Below are 22,847 nucleotides of genomic sequence, written 5' to 3'. Positions count from 1 at the left end.
AAGTCAGCAAGGAAAGCGCCAATACTGTTTCAGGTTTCAGATTGTTAAGCAAGCGCCTGGAAAGGCAAGGTAATGATTTTATGGTGAAAATACTGGAAGGATTGAGAATCGTCGAGGGAACCGCCTTTGTCGCCGCGCCGCTGGCCGGCATGACCCTGGCGCAACTAGGCGCGGATGTCATTCGTTTTGATCGTATCCGGGGCGGCCTCGATCATTACCGCTGGCCCGTGACCCATGACAACAAGAGTCTGTTCTGGGCAGGTTTGAACAAGGGCAAGCGCTCCATCGCGGTGGATGTCAGCATGCCGCGCGGACAGGAAATCGTTACTCAACTCATTTGCGGCGGCTCCGGACTTGATACCGGGATTTTCGTGACTAATCTCCGCGTGCGTGGCTGGATGGATTATGAGCATCTCAAACAGCATCGGGAAGACCTGGTCATGGTCACGGTGCTGGGCAATCGGGAAGGCGGACCGGCGGTAGATTACACGATAAACCCTGCCATGGGTTTTCCTTACGCGACCGGGCCAGAAGGTTCCGCCGATCCGGTATGCCATGTCTTGCCAGCCTGGGATTGCATCACCGGGCAAATGACGGCGTTGGCGGTGTTGGCGGCGGAGCGGCATCGCCGTCTGACCGGGCAAGGCCAGTCGGTGGACATCGCCTTGAAGGATGTTGCCCTGGCGATGCTAGGCAATCTGGGCATCATCGGCGAGGTGATGGTCAACGATTTTGACCGGCCTAAATATGGTAACTATCTGTATGGCGCTTACGGCAACGAGTTCATGACCATCGACGGTCGTCGCGTCATGGTGGTGGGTTTGACGCGCCGGCAGTGGGATGGCCTGGTTAAAGTGACGGGCTTGAAAGCGGAGTTGGATGCCCTGGGCAGTCGGTTAGGGTTGAATCTGAATCAGGAGGGCGACCGGTTCAAGGCCCGCGAGGAGATTACCGCGCTGCTGCAACCGTGGTTTCTGGCGCGCAAGGTCGAGGATTTCGCCCAGGCGTTCGATGAAAACGGCATTACCTGGTCGGTGTTTCGCACCTTCAAACAAGCGATTCAGGAAGACCCGGACTTCTCTACGCAACATCCGATGTTCAGCATGCTGGAGCAACCCGGCATTGGCGAGTACCTGACGCCGGGTTCACCCTTTGAATTCAGTAAATTCGAACGCCTTCCCCCACAACGAGCGTCCGTGCTGGGCGAGCACACTGATGAAATCCTGTCAGGGATTCTAGGGATGAGCGACGCCGAAATTTCCCGCTTGCACGAGGATAAGGTGGTTGCCGGGCCGCGTCTTTAATTGAAGGAGCTGCAATGTCATCGCAAATTGCTTTTATCACTGGCGCAACCTCCGGGTTTGGCGCCGCTTGCGCCCGGCGCTTCGCCGCTGAGGGGTGGCGTTTGATTCTCTGTGGACGACGCCAGGAGCGCTTGGACGAATTACGCACCGAGCTGGCTGCGACAACGCCGGTTCACGCCTTCCCTCTGGACGTGCGCGATGAGGCGGCGGTGAATGCGGCGATGGCCGCCTTGCCTGCCGAGTTTGCCGAGGTCGATCTGCTGGTCAATAACGCCGGGCTGGCGCTGGGTCTGGAGCCGGCCCAGCGTTGTGATATGCAGGACTGGCAGGACATGGTCGACACCAACATCAAAGGTCTGCTGTTCTGCACCCGCGCCATTTTGCCGGGCATGGTCGAGCGCAACCGGGGCCACGTCGTCAATATCGGTTCGGTGGCGGGGACGTATCCCTATCCGGGTGGCAATACTTACGGCGCGACCAAGGCGTTCGTGAAACAGTTTTCGCTGAATCTGCGCGCCGATTTGCTGGGTACGAACGTGCGGGTCACAAATATCGAACCGGGGATGGCCGAAACGGAATTCTCGCTGGTGCGCTTCAAGGGCAATGACGGTAAGGCCGATCAGGTTTATCAGGGCGTTGAGCCGCTGAGCGCCGAGGACATCGCTGACACCGTGTATTGGGCGGCGACCCGCCCGGCGCGCGTCAATATCAACAGCATTGAGCTGATGCCGGTGTGTCAGGCGTTCGCGCCGTTTGCGATCAGTCGCAACGCTTGAGCGCCGCCATCTTTTCATGCCCAAGCTTTCCCTGGCCAAACTCGAACGTCATCTTTATTCCGCCGCCGACCGCCTCCGCCAGGAAGGGCTGGATGCCGCCACCTACAAGGATTACATCTTTGGGATGCTGTTCCTGAAGCGCTGCTCGGATGTGTTCGAGGCCGAGCATGACCGGATTGTCGGGCGCAAGGTTGCGCAGGGCTTGATTGCCGATGAAGCGGAAGCCCGCTATGGCGAGAATCCCGATTACTACGATGGCTTTTTTGTCCCGGAACGCGCCCGCTGGCGTCACTTGCAACGTCATTTGAACGATGCCGCCGAGCCATTTGGCGGTGTGCTTGACAAGGCGTTGGGCGCGCTGAGCGAGCATAACGAGTCGCTGGAGCACGTTCTCGATCACATCAGTTTCATGCGCACGCATGGGTATGCGGCGCATCGTGTCGGATGACGCCTGCAAGGACTTGGTGCGCCATTTCAGCCGCCATCGGTTGCGCAACGAGGATTTCCAGTTTTCCGACCTGCTGGGCGCGGCTTATGAATTTCTGATCAACATGTTCGCCGAATCGGCGGGCAAGAAGGGCGGCGATTTTTACACCCCGCGCGATGTGATCCGGCTGATGGTGCGCATTCTCAAACCGCAGCCGGGCCTGAGCATTTACGATCCGACCTGCGGGTCCGGCGGGATGTTGATCATCAGCCGCGAGTTCGTTGAGCAATCCGGCGGCGATCCCAGTAATTTGCGCCTGTGCGGCCAGGTCAACGACGCCTCGGCCTGGTCGATTTGCAAATTGAATATGCTGTTGCATGGGGTGCCGGGCGCGGATATTCGATTGGCGGATACGCTATTGCATCCGCTGCACCGCGACGGCGGCGAGTTGGAGCGGTTTGACCGGGTGATCGCGAATCCGCCGTTCAGTCAGAACTACACGCGCAGCCACATGGAGTTCCCCGAGCGGTTTCGTTGGGGCTGGTGCCCGACTTCCGGGAAGAAGGGCGATTTGATGTTTGCCCAGCACATGCTGGCGGTGTGCAAGCCGGGTGGGATGGTGGCGACCGTGATGCCGCATGGCGTGTTGTTCCGGGGCGGGGCGGAAAAGGAGATTCGCCGGAAGTGGCTGGAGCAGGATTTGATCGAGGCGGTGATTGGCTTGCCGCCGAATCTGTTTTACGGCGCGGGCATTCCGGCCTGCATTCTGGTGTTGCGCCCGAATTTGACGGGTCAGCCGTTGAATCCGCACAAGCCGGTCGAGCGGCGCGGACGGGTATTGTTCATCAACGCCGACGCCGAATTTCATGCGGGCCGCGCGCAGAACTATTTGCGCCCGGAGCATATCGAGAAGATCGTTTCGACTTTTGACCGGTTTGAGGATGTGCCGGGGTATGCGCGCTGCGTGGCGCTGGCGGAAATCGGCGATGCGGCCAACGACTGGAATCTGAATATCCGCCGCTATGTGGACAACTCGCCGCCGCCGGAACCGCAGGATGTGCGCGCGCATTTGCTGGGCGGGGTACCGGCGGCGGAGGTGGCGGCAAAACAGGCGTTGTTCGCGGCGCTGGGGTTTGATGCGGCTTGTGCGTTCGGCGCTCCCCCCTTTGAAAAAGGAGGGTTGGGGGGGATTTCTGATCACTACCTCGACTTCGCCCCAACTCTCACCGACCGCGCTGCTATCCGCCCTCTGGTGGAGAACGATCCTGGCGTTCAGGCTCGCATTGAAGCCTTGCGTGCGGCGCTGGCAACATGGTGGACGGCTCACGCGCCGCGTTTGGCCGATTTGCCGAAACGCCGCGATTTGAATGCGGTCCGCGCTGAAATTCTCGACAGTTTCGGCGCGGCGCTGCTGCCGTTGGGCGCGCTGGATCGCTTCAAGCTGGCCGGGGTGATTGCGACCTGGTGGACGGAGACCTTGCCGGATTTCAAGACCTTGTTGGAAAACGGGTTTCCCGGCGTGATGGACGGCTGGGTGGATGCGATTGCGGACGCGGTGGAGGATGATGAAGCGGCTGGCCCGGCGTTCGATCCGTTCGGGCATAAGCTGGTGCGCCGGATCATGGCCGATTATCTGGAGCGCATCGCCGCCGCCAAGGCCGATATGGCGCGGTTCAAGGGCGAGAAAGAGGCATTTGAGCAGGGTAACCCGCCCGAGGACGCCGACGAGGAGGAGTTGGCGAACTGGAATCAGGCGCGGGATTTGGAGCGCCAAATGAAGGAGTTGAAGGCGGAGCATCGGGAGGCGTTGAAAGAACTGGCGAAGCTGGAGAAAGTGGTTGCCAAAGCTCGCGCCGGGTTGTTCGGGGGACAGGATGCCGCCGCCGCCAGAGCGCGACTTCTGCCGGTGCTGGAGCGTCTGGCTGCGATTGAAGCCGAGTTAGCGCCTTACGAGGAGATCAAGAAGCAACTGGCGGAAGCCCGCGCCCGTTACCGTGAACTGACTGCCGCGTTTGTGGATGTACTCAAGGCGCGTTGCGATGAGTTGCGCGAGGATGAAAAGCGCGCGCTGGTTATCGAATTGTTCGCGCAGGATGTGCAGGCGGGCCTGACTGCGGCGGTGAATGAGAAGCGGCAGGAGTTGGTGAGGTTTTTGGAGGGGGTTTGGGATAAGTATCGGGTGACACTCACAAATTTGCGCAATTCAAGGCTTGCGGTTGAAAAGTCTTTGAATATATTACTAGTGGGCTGACACAGAAGTTTTGACAGGTTCAGAGGTTTCTAGGTCCACCGGGGTTTCAGAAGATTTCAAGGGAGGATAGAGGCGCTTGAGTTTGACCCGGGCCAAGTCGGTGCCGAACTGCCAGTGGATTTTGGTCTGACGTAGGTTGCGTGGGCCTTGCCAAGCGGCGATTTCCTTCCGCAAAGTTTCGAGGTTCGCAATGCGGCGATTCAAACACTGGCCGGCGAGAACAGCGAACTCACATTCCGCCATATTGAGCCAACTGCCATGCTTGGGGGTGTAATGAAATTCGAGCTTGCGGGTGATCCGGCGGGCTTCCTCTGGAGAAAAGACACTATACAAGGCCGCAGGAGTGTGGGTATTGAGGTTATCCACGACCAACCGGATTCGCTCCGCCTTCGGAAAGTACACATCAACGAGTTGCTGCATTTGCTGGGCAAAATCGCGTTTGGTGCGCTGTTTCGTGACATTAACATGACGCCACCCGCGCAAGGGTTGTACGAATAGAAATAAATTGGCGGTGCCTTCGCGTTTGTATTCACAGTCATAGCGCGCCGGTTGACCCGGGCGGGCGGGTTGAGGACAGCGGGTTTCGCTGGTCAATTGCACCGGACTTTCATCGAAGCACACTTGGGGGTATTGAGGATCATCGGGTTCGGCGTACAGGTCCAACACATCCTCCATATGCCAAACATAATCGGGACTGACACTGGGAATACACCATTCTTGACGTTGCCAGGGTTTGAGGTCGTTTTTTTAAGGATGCGCCGCACACTCTCACGGGAAATGGCTTCGATGGGCCGGAGTTCCATGAAGCGGTCCGCTAACAATTGGAGAGTCCACTGACAACGGCCAGCGGGCGGGGTACTACAGGCCAAGGCGACCAGAAAGGCGGCCTGTTTGCCGGTCAAGGCCGGGGGCAAACCGACTCGTGGCCGCTCGCTTAACGCCGCCAGCAACCCTTCGTCGACAAACCGTTGACGGGTACGATGAACGGTCGAAATCCCCAAGTGAAGGCTTTGGGCAATGGCCTCATCCGTCGCCCCTTCCGCAGCCTGCAGCAACACATGGGCACGGGCAACCTTGCGCGCCGCTGCCTTGCCTTTATGAATGACCTTCAGCAGGTCTTCCCGCTCCTCTTCAGTTAGATCAACCAGATACTTGTGGGCCATGGTGATTCCTCCTGTTGATCTCAACCATAGGGCACCCACCGCTACCTGTCAAAACTTCTGTGTCAGCCCACTAGAGGCTATGCGATATGTCTGATGATGCATGGCCAATCAACCAAATTAGTCAGATTGCACTTGCTATTAAAGATGGTTCGCATGGTACTCATAAGCGAGTAGTGAATGGTGTGCCATTACTCAGTGCAAAAAATGTAACTGATCAAGGTTTGTTGAAATGGGATGATACAGACGATCAAATATCTGAGGCGGATTATGTAGTAATAACCACTTCATTTAACCCATTGAAAGATGATATTTTGCTGACCATAGTGGGTACTCTTGGACGGCGTGCTTTATTCAATGGTTCCAAGGTTGCCTTTCAACGAAGCGTTGCATTTATCCGTCTTGATCAAAGCCAAGCGAAACCAAGGTATCTTTTTCATGCTGTAGCTTCGCCTATTTTTCTACGCCAACTTATTCAGCGTAGTAATGCCACAGCACAGGCAGGTTTATATCTTGGTGAGTTAGCCAAAACTACCATTACACTGCCGCCACTTGCTGAACAATCCCGCATCGCCGCCATTCTGGACACCGTAGACGAAGCGATTGCCAAGACCGAGGCAGTGATTGCCAAGCTCAAGCAGGTGCGCGCGGGTCTACTTCACGACCTGCTGACCCGTGGCCTCGACGAAAACGGCCAACTCCGCGATCCCCTCGCCCACCCAGAACAGTTCCAGGATTCGCCGATGGGGAGGATTCCAAAGATATGGAAATTCGAGCTGTTGAGTGAAATGGTAGCTTCGGCTGTGGATGGTCCTTTCGGGTCAAACCTAAAAACTGAGCACTACGTTAGTCAGGCCGGTGTGAGAGTTGTCAGGCTCCAGAACATCGAGAACGGTCGGTTTGATGATGTCGATAAGGCTTTTATATCGGAGCAGCATGCCTTTAGTCTTCGGCGACACGAAGTTGTTGCAGGCGATTTGCTTGTTGCATCCATGGGCGATGAAAATCATCCAGTTGCGCGTGCTTGCCTCTACCCTGCACATATTTCACCTGGCATCGTAAAAGCTGATTGCTTTCGGCTTCGTATGAAGCTGGCGATCGCTATCAATGGCTTTGTCATGCTCTTCCTAAATTGTCCCAGCACACGCCGGGAAGTAAATGTCCTTGGACAGGGTGTTACTCGGGACCGCATTAACCTCTCGACACTACTCAAGCTTCGTGTGTTGAGGCCCCCTGTTGAAGAGCAAAAGCAAGTTGTGGAAGCGGTCGATGCTTTAGATATCCAAATCCAGAACGAAATAAGTCTGCACACCAAGCTCGTGTTCGTAAAATCCGCCCTCATGACCGACCTGCTCACTGGGCGGGTTCGGGTGCCTGCTGATCTCGATTTTGGCTGATGTCCATTGCATCCCCTCCGAACCCAACCTGGCTGTATCGGTTGGTGCATGTAGATAACCTGCCCACCTTGCTAACTCGTGGGGCGCTGCACGCGCCGCACACAACCCCGAATGACGGCTTGCCCTACCGGCCTATCCACAATGCCAGCGTACAGGCGAACCGTCATATCAAGGCGATTCCCTGCGGTCCCGGCGGGACGATTCACGACTACGTACCGTTCTACTTCGGGCCTTTGTCGGTCATGCTGTTAAACCTGAAAACCGGTCGAGTGGCGGACTACAATCAGGGACAGGAACCACTGATTTATCTGCTCACTACCGCGCAGGCCATTCAGCAGGCAGGAGTTCAGTTCGTGTTCTCGAATGGGCATGGACTCGCCACATTTACCAGTTGGCACGACAATCTGGCCCAACTGGATCAGGTCGATTGGGGCATCGTCAACGCAAAATACTGGTCCGATACGCCCGAGGACAACGACCGCCAGCGCCGCAAGCAAGCCGAATTTCTGATCTGGCAATCGCTGGATTGGTTTCTGCTTCACGGTATCACGGTGCTGAACGCCACAATGAAGCAGCGTGTCCAAACCATCCTGAACCAGTTCCCGCAACGAAAGCAACCGCGAATCACCATTAGATCGAACTGGTACTACTGAGAGGGAAAAGCCATGATCGAACTTACCCAAGGCAACCTGCTGGAGGCGCAAGCCGAAGCGCTGGTCAACACAGTGAACTGTGTCGGGCACATGGGCAAGGGCATCGCGCTTCAATTCAAACAAGCCTTTCCCGACAACTTCAAAGCCTATCAGGCCGCCTGCCGCGCCAGCAAAGTCGCGCCCGGCAAAATGCTCATTCACGTCAACGGCGATCTGGTCAACCCATGCTACATCATCAATTTTCCGACCAAACGCCACTGGCGCGGCCCCTCTCGCCTTGAAGATATCGAGTCAGGTCTGGCGGCATTGATCGCCGATGTGCAAAGACTGGGTATTCATTCCATCGCCATGCCGCCACTGGGTTGTGGCCTCGGTGGCCTGGACTGGCGCGTCGTGCGCCCGGTCATCGAACAAACTTTCGCCGCCTTGCCCCAAGTGCGCGTACTCTTGTTCGAACCAACCGGTGCGCCCGAAGCCAAAGCGATGCCGATCCACACTCATCGCCCAAAAATGACCCCGGCGCGCGCCCTGTTTATCCAATTGATGGATGCCTATGCCGCGCTGGACTACCGCCGCACCCTGCTGGAAGTGCAAAAACTCGCCTATTTTCTTCAGGAGGCAGGGGAACCGCTACGGCTCAAATATCAGGCTGGACACTACGGCCCCTACGCCGCCAACCTTAATAAAGTTCTGGAATTGATGGAGGGCCATTACATCCGGGGTTACGGCGACCGTCAGAAACCCGATGCAGAAATCGATTTATTGCCGGGCGCTGTCCAAGAGGCTACCGACTTCCTTGCGGGCTGGCCTGAATCATTGTCACGGCTGGAGCGCATCACCGACCTGATCGAAGGCTTTGAAACACCTTATGGAATGGAACTGCTGGCGTCGGTGCATTGGACGGCTCATCACGGTGGACCGCGCCAGGATCGCCCGGCAGAAACCCCTCAAGAGGCTCTTGCGCAAATCCACGCCTGGAACCCGCGCAAGCAGCGCGTGTTCAAACCAGAACATATTTACACCGCCTGGCGGCAACTCGGTCAGAAAAACTGGATGCCCAAGCGCGCCATTAATTTTAGCACCACCGTTAGCACAAGCTGAATTGTGGTGTCAGCGGCGAAAAAGCCGGTTTAGACACAACATATAGTTTTTTGAACCTGATTTAGCACAAGCTGACCCATCCGCTTTAGCACAATTTCCCTAATCCGGTTAATGCCCTCTATAATTCCATGAATTTTTAAAATCCAGTGATTAAATAATTCCATGATGACTACCGTTACCCAGAAAAATATGGTCACCATACCTATCGATGTTGCACGGATGTTAGGTATCAAACCAGGATACAAACTCGACTGGCTTCCCGTAGAAGGCAAGGATGAAATCATCGTTCGGGTCATCCCCGACCGGGCGGAAATGGCGCGGCGCCTGATGGGCATGGGCGCCCATTTAGCCCCTGAGCGCGATGTCATCACCGAACTGGATGAAGAACGCGAACGTGAAGATATCGAACGCATGAAGGCGCTGGGCAGATGAAATTTCTCCTGGATACCTCGGCTCTCTTGGTGTTCTACCGAAAGGAACCGGAAGTCGATCGAGTATTAACGCTCTTTGAGGATTCCCAAAATGACTTTTTGCTTTGCGCAGTATCGATAGCAGAGTTTGGGCGGAAGCTTCGCGAATTGGGACAGCCCCAGGAAGAGATCGAGCGAACGATTGATTTACATCTACCCCTGTTTACCCGTGTTGAGCCGGTGGATAACAAAATTGCCCTGGCTTCTTTGCGATTGATTGATCGCTTAATCGTCAGGCTTCCTACCATTGACTCGTTAATCGCTGCTACTGCTTTAGCACATGAAGCCTGCCTCGTGCATAAGGATAAGCACATGGCGGCTATCCCGCCCGAGGTATTGTCTACGCTCAACCTTGCTCAAGATTGAGGTGACCGACGAGTTTTAGGATGATTTCAAGGTCGATCCATGAATAACCCCATCCAGTGGGAACGCGACCTCGTCGAATTGCCGTTCTGCCGGCAACTCCAGATCATGGGCTGGCAATGGCGGGAAGGCGGCGCCGAGACCCCTCAATCGACCGAGCGGAGCAATTTCCGCGAAGTGCTGCTCAAGGGCCGGCTCGCCGCCGCGCTGCGCAAACTCAATTTACGCGACGGCCAGCCGTGGCTGGACGACAGCCGCATCGCCCGCGCCATCCGCGACCTGGAGCAAGCTCCCGGCCATCGCCTGATGGACGTTAACCAGTCCGCTACTGAACGGCTGCTCAAGGGTACGGTAGTCGACGGCCTGCCGGACTGGGCGCAGGGCCGCCCGCAACCGATCCAGTACATCGACTTCGAGAACCCGAACCGTAACGATTTCCTGGTCATCAACCAATTCAAGGTCGAACTGAGCAGCGGGCGCGGCCACGTCATCCCGGACATCGTGCTGTTCGTCAACGGCATCCCGCTGGCGGTCGCCGAGTGCAAAAGCCCCGGCATTCGCAATCCCATCCAGGAAGCCATCAATCAATTGCTGCGCTACTCCAACCAGCACCGCGAGCTGTTTCCCTCCCGCTACACCGAGAACGAAGGCGTCGAGAGGCTGTTCCACACCAACCAACTGCTCATCGCCAGCGACTTCTTCGAGGCCCGCGCCGCCACGATTGGCGCCCCGCCAGAAGCCTGGCTGGAATGGGCCGACGCCAGCCCGGTTCCGCTGTCCACCGTCGCCGAGGAACTGGGGTTGCTGACCGCCCTGCCGGACCAGGCCGAGGCCGCGCAGGAACTGGCGGTGTTTGGACCCGAGCAGACCGAGCGCGCCGGTACGCCCTTGTTCTTCCGTTCGCCAGAGCAGCGCCCCGCCACTCTGCACAGTCAGCACATTCTCATCGCCGGAATGCTGCGCCCGGCGCATCTGCTTGACCTGATCCGCAACTTCACCGTGTTCCAGCCGGTGGACGGCAAGACCCGCAAAGTCGTAGCGCGCTATCAGCAATTCCGCGCCGTGCATCGCGCCATCGCCCGCCTGCAAGCAGGCGGTTCGCCCGACCAGCGCGGCGGCGTCATCTGGCACACCCAGGGTTCCGGCAAAAGCCTGAGCATGGTGTTTCTGGTGCGCAAGCTGCGCATGACGCCGCCGTTGAACCGCTACAAAGTCGTCGTCGTCACCGACCGCACCGACCTGGAACAGCAATTACGCGAGACCGCGCGCCTGTCCGGCGAAACCCTGCGGCCCGACGAACGCGACGCCCGGTTGCGCGAATCGCCGACCGCCCGCACCCAGCGCATCCTGCGGGAAACGACGCCGGACCTGGTGTTCGCCATGCTCCAGAAATATCAGGATACGGAGCAGCGCCGCAGTGGCGAAAAAGTCGCCCTGACCGCCGTTCACCGGGAAAAATTGCCGGGCAAGGACCAGCCGGTGATCGAAAAGACCGTCACCTTTGAAGAGAGCATCCGCTTCGAAGAATTCCCGGTGCTCAACGAGTCGGCGGACATTCTGGTGCTGGTGGACGAAGCGCACCGCAGCAACACCCGCACCCTGCACCGCAATCTGCGTAAAGCCTTGCCCAATGCCGCGCTGATCGGCTTCACCGGCACCCCGATTTTCCGCAGCGACAAGAAACCCACCGCGGAAATTTTCGGCGATTTCATCGACCGCTATGTCCTGCAAGACGCCGAGCTGGACGGCGCTACCGTCCCGATCCTCTACGAAGGCCGCACCGCCGATGGACTGGTAAAAAACGCCGCCAACCTCGATCAATTGTTCGAGGATTTGTTCCGCGACTACACTGACGAGGAACTGGCCGTCATCAAGGCCCGATACGCGACCGAGGGCGATGTGCTGGAAGCGCCGCGCCTGATTTCCCGCAAGGCGCTTGACCTGCTGGTTCACTATATCGGCGTCGTGCTACCGGAGGGCTACAAGGCGCAAGTCGTGGCCACCAGCCGGCAGGCGGCGGTGACCTACCAGAAGAAACTCACGCGCTGGCGGCGCTGGCTGGTGCGGAAACTGACGGCGTTGCCGGCAACCTTGCGCACGCTGCCAGACGATCAGGCGGAACAACTGGATCACTACACCCGGTTCCTGCTCCGCGCCTATCGGCATTTGCCATTGCTACGGAATGTGGAAATTGCCGCTGTGTTCTCCGGGAACCACAACGACCCCGAATCCTGGCGGGACTGGACCGACCAGGAACGGCAGGAGCGGCATATTCAACGCTTCAAGCGCCCGTTGGGGAGCGAGCGAACCGACCAGACCGACCCGCTGGCGATACTGGTCGTCAACAACATGCTGCTCACCGGCTTCGATGCGCCCATTGAACAGGCGTTGTATCTCGACCGCAAGATGATCGCCCATGAACTGCTGTAAGCCATCGCCCGCGTTAATCGCACTTGTGGCCACAAACGCTGCGGCTACGTGGTGGATTACATCGGCGTGGCCCGCCATCTGCGGGAAGCCCTCAGCGACTACGACGGCGCGGATACGGCGGGGGCGCTGATCGACATCAGCGTCGAGTTGCCGAAACTGCTCGACCGGCGAGCGCGCGCCGTCGCGGTGTTCACTGATCGTGGCGTCACCGACCTGCAAGCCCAGGTCAGCGCCTGCGTGGACGGGCTGGCGGATCTGAAAATCCGCGCCGACTTCATCAACAAGTTGCGCGCGTTCTACGAAACGTTGAACATGCTGGAGCATCGGCCCGAAGTCCCCGACGCAGTGTTCCGCGACGCCAAATTGCTCGGTTTCATCAACAAGGTCGCGGCGAATCTGTATCGTGATCCGGCGCTTAACCTGCTGGGCGTGGCGGAGAAGGTGCAAGCGCTGATTGACGCGCATATTACCGCGCGGGGCGTGGACCCGAAGATTCCGCCCACCGCCATTACCGACGCCGAATTTGAGAACGTGCTGGCCGCCCAGGGCAACAGCCGCACCCGCGCCGCGCAGATGCAACACGCCGCCCGCTATCACCTCACCGGTTTTGCCAGCCAGAATCCGGCCTACGCCCGCAAAATGAGCGAGAAGCTAGAAGAAATCCTCCAGCGCTTCAAAGACGACTGGGACGCGCTGGAACGCGAGTTGCGCCAACTCATCGAGGAATTGCGGCGGGGCGACCGCATTGAATTTCCTGATCTCGATCCCAGGGCGCAGGTTCCGTTCGTGCGTCTGGTGCTGGAGGAATGCGGCAGGGGGAGCGCGCTCACGGAAGCGCAGCGCGTTGCGGCGATGGCCATGACGCTAGAGATGGTCGAGCGCATCCGCCAGGAAGTGGCCAAAGTGGGGTTCTGGAAAAACCCGGACATGCGGGAGTTGCTGACCCGGGCGCTGGTTCGTGATCTTGATCAGAGAGGACTTTGCCCATCCAGTGGGGAACGCGATCTGGCCCAGCGGCTGGTGGCGCTGGCGTGGGAAAACCGCGAACATTTGGCCAGGCCATGAGCGAAACGCTGGAGGTCGGCGGCTTGACCTTCACCGTTCAGCGCAGCGCGCGACGGAAAACCCTGGGGTTGACCGTTGACCGGAGCGGGGAACCGGTGATTCATTGCCCTGAATCGGCCACGGCGGACGCCCTGGCCCACTGGACGCGCCCGAGGTTATTGTGGGTGGAGGGCAAACGGGCGCTCAAGGCGCAACTTGCGCCCCCGATGCGCGAACCGGAGTATGTCAGCGGCGAAAATTTCCGCTACCTCGGCTGCAACTATCGGCTGACGCTGCTTCCACATCAGGCGGACGCCTTGCGTTTCGAGGGCCGGCGTTTCCTCATGCGTAAAGATGCGACCGCGAACGGCATGGCGCATTTTCGGCGCTGGTATATTGACCACGGTCGACCGTGGATCGTGGAACGGGCAGACTGGCTTTCACCGCGTATCGGCTTGGCCCCTGCAAGCGTCAGGCTCGGCGATCTGGGCTTTCGCTGGGGTTCCTGCGGCAAGGATCAAGTCCTCTGGTTCAACTGGAAGTCGCTCCAGTTGCCGGTGCGCCTGATCGACTACGTGATTGTCCATGAACTGGCGCATCTGGCGGAGCCTAATCATTCGCTGGCGTTCTGGGGCGTTCTGGAGCGCGCCATGCCGGACTGGAAAGACCGGCAAGACACCTTGCGAACGCAAGCCCAGGGACTCTACTGGTGTCATCCAGGGATGCGGTCTTGAGCCGCTGACCCGTCGTGATGGTTGGTCGTTTCCGCCAGTTCCGGTTTGGTGTGATAGCCGCGCGGGGTGTAAACCCACGGGCCAACGCGCCGGGTTTCGCTGTTGCCGACCAATACCAGCGACAACATATTCAGAGGCTCCGGGTCGAGTTCGCCAAGCGTGGTGATCGTCAGTTCTTCGCCCTTGCGCGTGACGTTGAAGGCGACGATCACCGGGGTTTCCGGCTGGCGGTAACGGAGCAGGATTTGCCGGGCTTCCAGCAATTGCCAGGAGCGCTTGTTAGAAACGGCGTTGTAGAAGGCGATGGCGAAATCGCCTTGGCCAGCCAAGTCAATGCGCTTGGCAATCAATTCCCAGGGCGTGAGCAGATCGGACAGGGAAATCACGCAAAAGTCATGCGCCAGCGGTGCGCCCACCCGAGCCGCCGCCGCTTGCATGGCCGAAATACCCGGAATCACCTCAATTTGAACTTCCGCCCATTCCGGTTTTGGTTTGCGCGCCAACAGTTCGAACACCACCGTGGCCATCCCGTAAATACCGGCGTCGCCGCTGGAAATCAGCGCGGTGGTGCGACCGCTCGCCGCGAGGTCCAGCGCCAGCGCAGCGCGGGCGATCTCTTCGCCCATCGGCGTCTTGTGGCGAGTCTTGCCCGCAGTCAACTCACCCAGCAGATTCAGGTACAGCCCATGACCGGCCAAGTCGGTGCAGGATTCCAGCGCGGCGTGAGCAGCGGGGCTGAGGTGCTCCAGCCCGCCGGGGCCAGCGCCGATAATGTAGAGTTGGTTCATAGCAATCTCTTTTTAAACAAAAAAGCGCGGGCTGAAAACCCACGCTTTTGGTTAGGCCGAGTAACCGTCGCATTGCGCCGCGTTCACTCGCGCTGATTGCAATCAGCTTTCAATAGTAATCCGCCGGGGTTGCGCCGATTCACGTTTCGGCACGATCACCTCCAGCACGCCATCCTTGCACTTGGCGGCCACTTTCTCGGCATTCACCGCCTCTGGCAGTGAGAACCGGCGCAGGAACGTGCCGCGCACCCGCTCGACCCGGCGGTAATTTTCGGTCTCTTCCTGCTTGTCAAACGCCCGTTGCCCCTTGAGGGTCAACACGCCATTCTCCAGGGTGATATCAATATCCTTGGCTTCGACGCCCGGCACATCAGCATGAATCACGAACTGTGCCGGCTCTTCCTTAATATCCACCGCTGGCGCCCAATCAGCCAGCAAATGCCCACTTTCCTCATCACCCATCCGACTGGTATCAAACAGCCGGTTCATTTCCCGCTGCAACTGGTTCAGCAGATTGAAAGGTTCATAGCGCATCAGAGCCATGGTTACACCTCCTTTCATTCACGTTTCAGGTTCTGGCGTTTTCACAAACGCCTTTCTCTTAAATTCAGAAATGGGGATGAAACCTCAATTTTCAAGGGTTTCACCATAGTATTTTTGCGCTACTCTATATCCATATTTCTTATTCCTTATTTCCTCCAAGTTGCCCGGAACTACCTGATGTCCGCCGCTCCTCTATTATTTATCTGCCATGCCTTCACTGAAGATGAATTCGCCCGGGATCTAGGACTGGCCCTGGAAGCCTGTCGCATTCCAGTCTGGCGCGATACCTACCAGTTACGCGGTAATGAACGCTTGGCGCAGGATGTACGCTGGGCAATCGAGCAAGCCCGACACGTCATTGTATTGCTGGGACTCAATACTAGTGATCTGGCCTGGTTGCGCCGGGAAATCGAAGTCGCCCAGGAAGCGGAACGGCGGCGAGCAGATGCTTATCGCGTTATTCCCTTGCTGTTACCCGGTATGGACCCGACCGCGCTCAATCACTGGTTCACGCCACAACCACCGACGCCGCCTATTATTCTCACTGCCGAGGGACTGGGCGCGGCACTGCCAGCATTGCTCAATGTGCTAGGCGCGCCACGCACCGCCGATACGGCCACCGATCGCACGCCACCGCCAAGCGTTGAACTCGAACTGTTCTTCAGTCCAGCAAATCATTCATCATCTAACCACCAGCAGATTGCCGCCCACCTGCATCGTTATCCCGACTCTGAATCCGCACTCAGCATAGACACAATTTCCGGCCCCCTGCCCCCACCCGTAGCGACGCGCACCCTGCGCTGGTATTGGCAAAACCAGTTGTCTTGGCCGACCGATGCCGCGCGGCAAATCGCCCGCCGCACCGACGCCATGTTGGCCAATTGGGGACGTCGGTTGTACCAGGCCACCCTTGACCGCCCTGAATTGCACACCCTGACTACGAGTTGGCGCGATCCCGCCGACCCGCGTGAACATCGCTTGATCCTCCGAACTCAAACTGGGCAATCGCCATCGTCGACCTTGTTAGAACTACCCTGGGAGCTGTTGCATGACGAAACAGGTTTCCTGATCCAGGGCAAACAGCCGATCGAGTTTCAACGACGGCTGGCCGGTGGCGGCGATCCTGTTCCGCCAGCGTATCCGCCGCTGCGACTGTTGGTTATCAGTCCACGTCCCGATACCGAACCTACCGGGCATCCCGATTACCGGCGCAGCGCGCTGCCACTGTTCGAGGCCCTGAGTCCTCTGGGCGCTCTGGTCGAAACCCGGGTGCTGGCGCCGCCGACGCTGGCGACGCTGGAAAAACAGTTGAACGAGGCTTGGGCGGCGGGACGACCGTTCACCGCCCTCCATCTGGATGGTTATTTGCCGCCGCCCTCTACTGACGATGAGCATCACACTGCATGGTTTGTCTTTGAAACCAGTCAGGATCCGCTGATAGCCAAGTACCGCGAAGCCGAATTTACGCCGATCCCAGCGCTGGCGTCATTGTTGGCAACCTATCGGATTCGCTTGATAGCCCTGACTTGCCCGACGCCTATGAATGTCATGGTGGCTTCAACCCTGTTGAGCGCAGGGATCGCTACCGTGATTACCCTGCATCCTGAGACGTCGGCAGAAGCGCTGCGGCGGTTTTGGAGCATATTTTATGAAGAGCTGCTACGCGGCGCGCGGATTGCTCAAGCTGTGTTTGCAGGTCAGCGGCGACTGGTCAGCGATAGCTACCGCGTTCAGGGATTGGGTGGTGGCGGCGTCCACCTGCAAGATTGGTTCGCCATCCAGGCCTATCTGGGTCATCACGATTCCCGCCTCGTACTGCGCCCCCCCCTGGAACTCTGGCGTCGGTTACTCGGGCAAAGCAGGATCGGCTCCTTGGGCGGATTGCCCGATCCGCCATCTACCGGTTTCGTCGGACACAGTCGTAACCTGTTGGCTATGGAACGGCTATTTGACTATTATTACGCGATTTTTCTTCGTGGTCCTAGCGGTTGTGGTAAAACCGCGACCGCGGTTACCTTGGCCAGGTGGTTGGTGCGTTGTGGGCGTTACCGGCACGCCGCCTATTTACAGGATGATGATGCCAGCGAGTTCCGCACCTTGGTGGAGCGCCTCGGTCAGCAATTACTGCCTAACGGCCAACACTGGACTGTTGGGCGTTACCCAGGAATTTGGCAGGCCGTGGATCACATTTGGCAAACTCTGCATGCTGAACCAACGCTTATCGTCCTGGACCAGATCGAGCAATGGCCTTCGGAGCATGATGAAGCGCTCGAACGGTTTTGGAAAAAACTGTTGGATGAGTGGCCTGGGCTGCGGCTGCTGGCGACGGGTCGACTGGGACCGCCTTCTTTCGCTGCGCCCTGGAAGGAAATGGTCTTAGGGCCATTGGATGACGACGATGCAATTACTCTGATAGGCCAAACATTAATTGTTACTGGGGAGCCTCCGCCCACCGACGATGACGAAGGATTTCAGTCTTTACACAAACTGGTCGCGTTGGCGGGCGGCCATCCTGGGGCCTTGCGCCGCCTGGCTCATGAAATCAGCATTCAGGGAATCTATGCCGCTCTGAAATATCTCCATTCCATCCGCCTGGAACTGCTACGCCGCCACGGCGATGATGCACAGTGGCCCCTCTATCTGGAATTGGAATTAGCTCTGCGCCGACTGCCAGCAGGTGACCGGGAACAATTAGCTCTACTGGCCTTTGCCAGGAATGGAATTAACCGCCAGGTTCTCAAGCACGCCTGGGAAATCAACAAACAGGCCGCCGATATGCTGTGCGAACGCCTAACCGCCCTGCATTTGGCCAAAGATGAGAGCTACGGCCACCTGCGCATCAATCCGGCGTTGTCTAACTATCTGAATGGACAACTGGATGCCCAGCAGCGGGCGAAGTGGCGGGAACGCTGGCGCGACGCCATGGAACATCTGTTATCGATTCTCTATCAACAGTACTTCAAGGATCATGCTCGAACCCTGCGCCTGCTTCGACTGGAACTGCCCAATCTACTAGCGCTACTCAGAGACTGCCAGCAAAATCCAATACCCGAGCGGACAGCCCGGTTAGCGGGTCAAATGGAGCAATTATTTACTCATCTTGGCGCTCCCGCAGCGCTGGCCGAAGCTGCCGCCGTCCGTGAGCGTGCGGGCCAGGCGCTGCCGGGCTGGAGTCGGACCCGCTTTGAAAGCGAGCGGTTGCGTCTTGAGCGGCTGCGTGATGGTGGGGCATTGGAAGATGCAGTGCAAGCTGCCCGACACTTGGTTCATCAATGCCAGGAAGCAGGCGTCAATGCTTATCCTGGCGCTTCTTATGATAGGGCGAGGTCGTATTTCGAGTTAGGCAAGTTGCTGAAACAGGCCGGCGCATCCGAACCGGCGGTTCGAGAATTGACTACCGCTCGCCATGAATTTCGTATGCTGGCCGAAGCAGGTAATTCCAGCGCCGCGCGTATGGCAGCGGTTGCTGATGCAGAAATTGGTGATTGTCTAACTTATTTGCGACGTCTGCAGGATGCAGCTGCCGCTTATGAGGCGGCGCTGGCTCAAGCTGACCCCAAAGAGCCGAGTCCTACGGTTGCCACTAATCAGATGCAACTTGGTCTGGTGCGTCAACGTCAAGGCCACTATGCTGACGCTGCAACGATGTATGATACCGCTCGGCGCACATTTGAAATCTTGGGCCAACCAGAAAATGTCGCCCAGGCCTGGCGACAACTCGGCATGGCTTACAAGCTCGATGGAAAGATGGAGCAAGCGTTACAGGCCTGTCAGAAGTCACTCTATCTATATGAACAGCAACGTCTTCGTCGGGGGATTGCCGAGATATTAGGCGAACTGGGGCATTTGCACCAGATACTGGGCCAGCTCGAGGAAGCGGTGCTGGCCTACCGGCGAATGGCTGAGCTGTACGCGCAAATGGGTGATGGACATGGCGAGGAATCCAGCCGCAATAAGTTGGCGAATGTGCTGATCCAATTACGACGACCCGATGAAGCTCGTCAAGAGCTATACCGCGCTAGCGAGTGCAATCCTCCTGAAAGTCCCACTGCCCGTAATTGGGCTATCCGGCGTGGTCTGCACGATGTCAGTCAATCGGTTCAGAACGTCGAAGTCGCCGATCAGGCGCGGCAGCAGGCAATCCACAAATATCTGGCCTATCGACGCGCTGGTGGTGAAAACAGTAATCCCGGCATCCGTCTGTGTACCCAGATTGGCCAGGCGTTGCGCACTGCGGATACCGAGGCTATTCGCATACTGGCCACCAAGCTGGAACAAATCACCGTCAGCCCGAATGTGCCGCCGGCCGGCAAGCTGCTAGCGACTAAGCTGAAAGCTATCCTCGAAGGCGACCGTGATCCGGCGCTCGCTCTCGACCCGGATCTACACTATCAATACGCTGTGGAAATCCAATTGCTGCTGGATAAGCTGGAATCGAACAACCGGTAGCTATTAAACCCTCCTTTGAATATTTCAGAGTTTCAAGGAAGCATCACGATGTGGCCCAACCATCCTTTTTACCAGCTGATGCGCTATCCATTTGCCTTCATCAGACGCGTCTTACAACGCTTCCAATCCAACCAGGGTACCTTGCTAGCCGGAGCTATCGCCTACAACGCCCTGCTCTCGCTGGTTCCGCTGATGATTCTCTTGCTGGTCGCCCTATCGCAAGTTATGGACGAAACCCAATCGATGGAAATGTTGCACCACTATCTGGAACAACTGGTTCCTGGCAAGTCAGACTTGATTCTGCAACAAGTACAACAATTTCTGGAACATCGTCAGGCTTTAGGCTGGACTATGGCGGGAACTCTGCTCTTTTTCAGCGCTGCTGCTTTCAGTATGTTGGAAAACGCTATGAAAGTGATCTTCGCGTACCGCTACAAGATCCATGAACGAAGGATGGTAATTGCACTATTGCTTCCCTATTTTTATGTATTGTTGCTGGGAGGCGGATTACTGACAATCACACTATTGAATGGAATGCTGCAAGCTCTGGCGACCACAAACATTGATCTATTTGGCTGGGAATGGTCACCTTCCAGCCTATTATTCGGGTTGCTCTACATGGTCGGCTTGTTTGGCCAAGCTGCGACGTTAACGCTGATCTATATGCTCATGCCAGCCGGACAACTGCCATGGCGGCATGCGCTAATTGGCGGTATTACCGCAACTCTGTTATGGGAGGGAACACGCTACATACTGGTGTGGTACTTTGCCAACCTGTCAAAAGTCAATGCCATTTACGGTTCGCTGGCCAGCGTTATTGTCGTACTCATGACCTTGTATGCTATCAGCCTGATTATCCTGCTAGGAGCCCAAGTCATCGCTGAATATGAACGGCAACTGCCGGAGTTCAGTAGTGCGGATACAGCTCCGCCCTGATTTGTAGAACAGGTTCTCGTCACAAAAAACCCTCACTGCAATGCGCGAGTGAGGGTTTGGGGGAAGGCGCCTGGCGATGACCTACTTTAGCATGAGTAACCTCACACGATCATCGGCGCGGCGCGGTTTCACGACCGAGTTCGGGATGGGGTCGGGTGGTTCCCGCGCGCTAGGATCGCCAGGCAAAAAAGGGCGAGACATGCGATTCGAGTGAGGGGAGGGGGATCGCCCCCCCCAAGGCTTGGGTGTTAGCGGATCAAGCCGCACGGTCGATTAGTACGGGTAGGCTGCACGCGTTACCGCGCGTCCACCGCCCGCCTATCCACGTCGTGGTCTCCAACGGACCTTCAGGAGTCTCAAGGACTCGGGAGATCTAATCTTGGGGGGGGCTTCCCGCTTAGATGCTTTCAGCGGTTATCCCGTCCGGACGTAGCTACCCGGCCATGCCACTGGCGTGACAACCGGTGCACCAGAGGTCTGTCCATTCCGGTCCTCTCGTACTAGGAACAGCGCCCCGCAAATCTCCAACGCCCGCGGCAGATAGGGACCGAACTGTCTCACGACGTTCTAAACCCAGCTCGCGTACCACTTTAAATGGCGAACAGCCATACCCTTGGGACCGACTACAGCCCCAGGATGTGATGAGCCGACATCGAGGTGCCAAACACCGCCGTCGATATGGACTCTTGGGCGGTATCAGCCTGTTATCCCCGGAGTACCTTTTATCCGTTGAGCGATGGCCTTTCCATACAGAACCACCGGATCACTAAGACCTGCTTTCGCACCTGCTCGACCTGTCCGTCTCGCAGTCAAGCGCCCTTTCGCCTTTGCACGCCACGCGCGATTTCCGACCGCGCTGAGGGCACCATCGCACTCCTCCGTTACTCTTTGGGAGGAGACCGCCCCAGTCAAACTACCCACCATGCACGGTCCCGGACCCGGATGACGGGCCACGGTTAGAATCTCGAGCATTCCAGGGTGGTATTTCAAGGGTGGCTCCACCGGAACTGGCGTTCCGGCTTCAGTGCCTCCCACCTATCCTACACAAGAAGGCTCAAAATTCAGTGCAAAGCTGTAGTAAAGGTTCACGGGGTCTTTCCGTCTTGCCGCGGGTACGCTGCATCTTCACAGCGATTTCAATTTCACGGAGTCTCGGGTGGAGACAGTGTGGCTATCGTTACGCCATTCGTGCAGGTCGGAACTTACCCGACAAGGAATTTCGCTACCTTAGGACCGTTATAGTTACGGCCGCCGTTTACCGGGGCTTCGATCAAGAGCTTCGCTTGCGCTGACCCCATCACTTAACCTTCCGGCACCGGGCAGGCGTCACACCCTATACGTCCACTTTCGTGTTGGCAGAGTGCTGTGTTTTTAGTAAACAGTCGCAGCCACCTGGTCACTGCGGCCCGTTTCGGCTCCAGCCGCGAGGGCCTTCACCTACCACGGGCGCACCTTCTCCCGAAGTTACGGTGCTAGTTTGCCGAGTTCCTTCACCCGAGTTCTCTCCAGCGCCTGAGGATTCTCTCCTCGCCCACCTGTGTCGGTTTGGGGTACGGGTGACACGAACCTGAAGCTTAGAGGCTTTTCCTGGGAGCCGGGCATTGGCCACTTCGATCAAAGGGCTCGTCGTCGCGTCTCGGCATTGACTGACCGGATTTGCCTGGTCGGCCTGCCTACTCTCGTTGAACCGGCACTACCAATCGCCGGCTGGCTTAGCCTTCTCCGTCCCCCCATCGCAGTTCGCGTCAGTACCGGATTGTTCACCGGTTTCCCATCGACTACGCCTTTCGGCCTCGCCTTAGGGGCCGACTCACCCTGCGCCGATTGCCGTTGCGCAGGAACCCTTGGGCATTCGGCGTGCGGGGTTTTCACCCGCATGATCGTTACTCATGTCAGCATTCGCACTTCCGATACCTCCAGCCGCTCTCACAAGCGACCTTCACTGGCGTACGGAACGCTCCCCTACCATGCCTTGCGGCATCCGCAGCTTCGGTGTCCGGCTTAAGCCCCGTTGAATCTTC

Annotated in this window: 14 protein-coding genes, 2 rRNA genes and 2 pseudogenes (1 of these 18 running past the window's edge); 13 read left to right on the top strand and 5 right to left on the bottom strand. The window is 57.7% G+C overall.

Going from position 1 to position 22,847, the window contains the following annotated elements; translation table 11 throughout:
* Positions 1 to 80: 80 nt before the first annotated feature.
* From H6973_10805 to H6973_10790, 4 genes are read left to right on the top strand one after another with little or no spacing between them, the layout of a single operon-like run.
* Complete coding sequence (locus H6973_10805) at positions 81 to 1,304, top strand: CoA transferase (protein ID MCP5126086.1); 1,224 nt, start codon at positions 81 to 83, stop codon at positions 1,302 to 1,304.
* A 14-nt stretch (positions 1,305 to 1,318) separates the two neighbouring features.
* Positions 1,319 to 2,080 carry an SDR family oxidoreductase gene (locus tag H6973_10800; GenBank protein MCP5126085.1) on the top strand — a complete coding sequence of 254 codons (762 nt, stop codon included), beginning with the start codon at positions 1,319 to 1,321 and terminating at the stop codon, positions 2,078 to 2,080.
* 16 nt (positions 2,081 to 2,096) lie between these two features.
* Positions 2,097 to 2,528, top strand: a complete 432-nt coding sequence (locus H6973_10795) for a type I restriction-modification system subunit M N-terminal domain-containing protein (GenBank protein ID MCP5126084.1) — start codon at positions 2,097 to 2,099, stop codon at positions 2,526 to 2,528.
* The gene (locus H6973_10790) at positions 2,518 to 4,758 is read left to right on the top strand and encodes an N-6 DNA methylase (protein MCP5126083.1); all 2,241 of its coding nucleotides are present in this window, start codon (positions 2,518 to 2,520) and stop codon (positions 4,756 to 4,758) included. Before H6973_10795 ends, H6973_10790 begins: the two co-directional genes overlap by 11 nt.
* Here H6973_10790 and H6973_10785 read toward each other — a convergent pair.
* Positions 4,747 to 5,921, bottom strand: a pseudogene (locus H6973_10785) (IS630 family transposase). The gene H6973_10790 and the pseudogene H6973_10785 overlap by 12 nt on opposite strands.
* 86 nt (positions 5,922 to 6,007) lie before the next feature.
* Here H6973_10785 and H6973_10780 point away from each other — a divergent pair.
* From H6973_10780 to H6973_10750, 7 genes and pseudogenes are all read left to right on the top strand, one after another.
* A complete protein-coding gene (locus H6973_10780; GenBank protein ID MCP5126082.1) occupies positions 6,008 to 7,315 on the top strand; it encodes a restriction endonuclease subunit S in 1,308 nt (435 codons plus the stop codon).
* Positions 7,315 to 7,968, top strand: coding sequence for a DUF4433 domain-containing protein (locus H6973_10775; GenBank protein ID MCP5126081.1), 654 nt, complete (start codon positions 7,315 to 7,317; stop codon positions 7,966 to 7,968). Before H6973_10780 ends, H6973_10775 begins: the two co-directional genes overlap by 1 nt.
* A 12-nt stretch (positions 7,969 to 7,980) precedes the next feature.
* On the top strand, positions 7,981 to 9,069 hold the full coding sequence (locus tag H6973_10770) for a macro domain-containing protein (GenBank protein ID MCP5126080.1): 1,089 nt from the start codon (positions 7,981 to 7,983) through the stop codon (positions 9,067 to 9,069).
* Positions 9,070 to 9,234: 165 nt separating this feature from the next.
* Positions 9,235 to 9,501: an AbrB/MazE/SpoVT family DNA-binding domain-containing protein gene (locus H6973_10765; protein MCP5126079.1), complete on the top strand. Its 267-nt coding sequence runs from the start codon at positions 9,235 to 9,237 to the stop codon at positions 9,499 to 9,501.
* Positions 9,498 to 9,905 carry a PIN domain-containing protein gene (locus tag H6973_10760; protein ID MCP5126078.1) on the top strand — a complete coding sequence of 136 codons (408 nt, stop codon included), beginning with the start codon at positions 9,498 to 9,500 and terminating at the stop codon, positions 9,903 to 9,905. Before H6973_10765 ends, H6973_10760 begins: the two co-directional genes overlap by 4 nt.
* A gap of 39 nt (positions 9,906 to 9,944) precedes the next feature.
* Positions 9,945 to 13,397, top strand: a pseudogene (locus H6973_10755) (type I restriction endonuclease subunit R).
* A complete protein-coding gene (locus H6973_10750; GenBank protein ID MCP5126077.1) occupies positions 13,394 to 14,110 on the top strand; it encodes a M48 family metallopeptidase in 717 nt (238 codons plus the stop codon). The pseudogene H6973_10755 and the gene H6973_10750 overlap by 4 nt, the downstream one beginning before the upstream one ends.
* On the opposite strand, the gene cobJ is transcribed toward H6973_10750, so the two are convergent.
* Together cobJ and H6973_10740 are read right to left on the bottom strand one after the other, a co-directional pair.
* The gene (gene cobJ / locus H6973_10745; GenBank protein MCP5126076.1) at positions 14,089 to 14,898 is read right to left on the bottom strand and encodes a precorrin-3B C(17)-methyltransferase; all 810 of its coding nucleotides are present in this window, start codon (positions 14,896 to 14,898) and stop codon (positions 14,089 to 14,091) included. The two genes, H6973_10750 and cobJ, sit on opposite strands and share 22 nt — an antisense overlap.
* Before the next feature lie 102 nt (positions 14,899 to 15,000).
* Positions 15,001 to 15,441 (bottom strand): Hsp20/alpha crystallin family protein, encoded by a 441-nt coding sequence (locus H6973_10740; GenBank protein ID MCP5126075.1) that lies wholly within the window; start codon positions 15,439 to 15,441, stop codon positions 15,001 to 15,003.
* A 177-nt stretch (positions 15,442 to 15,618) separates the two neighbouring features.
* Between H6973_10740 and H6973_10735 the strand changes: the two genes are divergently transcribed.
* A complete protein-coding gene (locus H6973_10735) occupies positions 15,619 to 19,890 on the top strand; it encodes a TIR domain-containing protein (protein MCP5126074.1) in 4,272 nt (1,423 codons plus the stop codon).
* 48 nt (positions 19,891 to 19,938) lie between these two features.
* Entirely contained in the window at positions 19,939 to 20,826 is an 888-nt protein-coding gene (locus H6973_10730) for a YihY/virulence factor BrkB family protein (protein ID MCP5126073.1), read from the top strand.
* A 68-nt stretch (positions 20,827 to 20,894) separates the two neighbouring features.
* Here H6973_10730 and rrf read toward each other — a convergent pair.
* Positions 20,895 to 21,009, bottom strand: a 5S ribosomal RNA gene (rrf, locus tag H6973_10725).
* Positions 21,010 to 21,065: 56 nt separating this feature from the next.
* Positions 21,066 to 22,847: ribosomal RNA gene (locus H6973_10720) — 23S ribosomal RNA — on the bottom strand; it runs 1,124 nt beyond the window's last position.

The sequence above is a fragment of the Gammaproteobacteria bacterium genome (genome assembly GCA_024235095.1).
Lineage (GTDB): Bacteria > Pseudomonadota > Gammaproteobacteria > Competibacterales > Competibacteraceae > UBA2383.
This window is presented reverse-complemented; position numbering and strand designations above follow the sequence as displayed.

Coding starts and splice junctions, on each gene's coding strand:
- H6973_10800 (MCP5126085.1), top strand. CDS start 1,319: ATGTCATCGCAAATTGCTTTTATCACTGGCGCAACCTCCGGGTTTGGC.
- H6973_10775 (MCP5126081.1), top strand. CDS start 7,315: ATGTCCATTGCATCCCCTCCGAACCCAACCTGGCTGTATCGGTTGGTG.
- H6973_10740 (MCP5126075.1), bottom strand. CDS start 15,441: ATGGCTCTGATGCGCTATGAACCTTTCAATCTGCTGAACCAGTTGCAG.
- H6973_10770 (MCP5126080.1), top strand. CDS start 7,981: ATGATCGAACTTACCCAAGGCAACCTGCTGGAGGCGCAAGCCGAAGCG.
- H6973_10765 (MCP5126079.1), top strand. CDS start 9,235: ATGACTACCGTTACCCAGAAAAATATGGTCACCATACCTATCGATGTT.
- H6973_10730 (MCP5126073.1), top strand. CDS start 19,939: ATGTGGCCCAACCATCCTTTTTACCAGCTGATGCGCTATCCATTTGCC.
- H6973_10760 (MCP5126078.1), top strand. CDS start 9,498: ATGAAATTTCTCCTGGATACCTCGGCTCTCTTGGTGTTCTACCGAAAG.
- H6973_10750 (MCP5126077.1), top strand. CDS start 13,394: ATGAGCGAAACGCTGGAGGTCGGCGGCTTGACCTTCACCGTTCAGCGC.
- H6973_10795 (MCP5126084.1), top strand. CDS start 2,097: ATGCCCAAGCTTTCCCTGGCCAAACTCGAACGTCATCTTTATTCCGCC.
- H6973_10780 (MCP5126082.1), top strand. CDS start 6,008: ATGTCTGATGATGCATGGCCAATCAACCAAATTAGTCAGATTGCACTT.
- H6973_10735 (MCP5126074.1), top strand. CDS start 15,619: ATGTCCGCCGCTCCTCTATTATTTATCTGCCATGCCTTCACTGAAGAT.
- cobJ (MCP5126076.1), bottom strand. CDS start 14,898: ATGAACCAACTCTACATTATCGGCGCTGGCCCCGGCGGGCTGGAGCAC.
- H6973_10805 (MCP5126086.1), top strand. CDS start 81: ATGGTGAAAATACTGGAAGGATTGAGAATCGTCGAGGGAACCGCCTTT.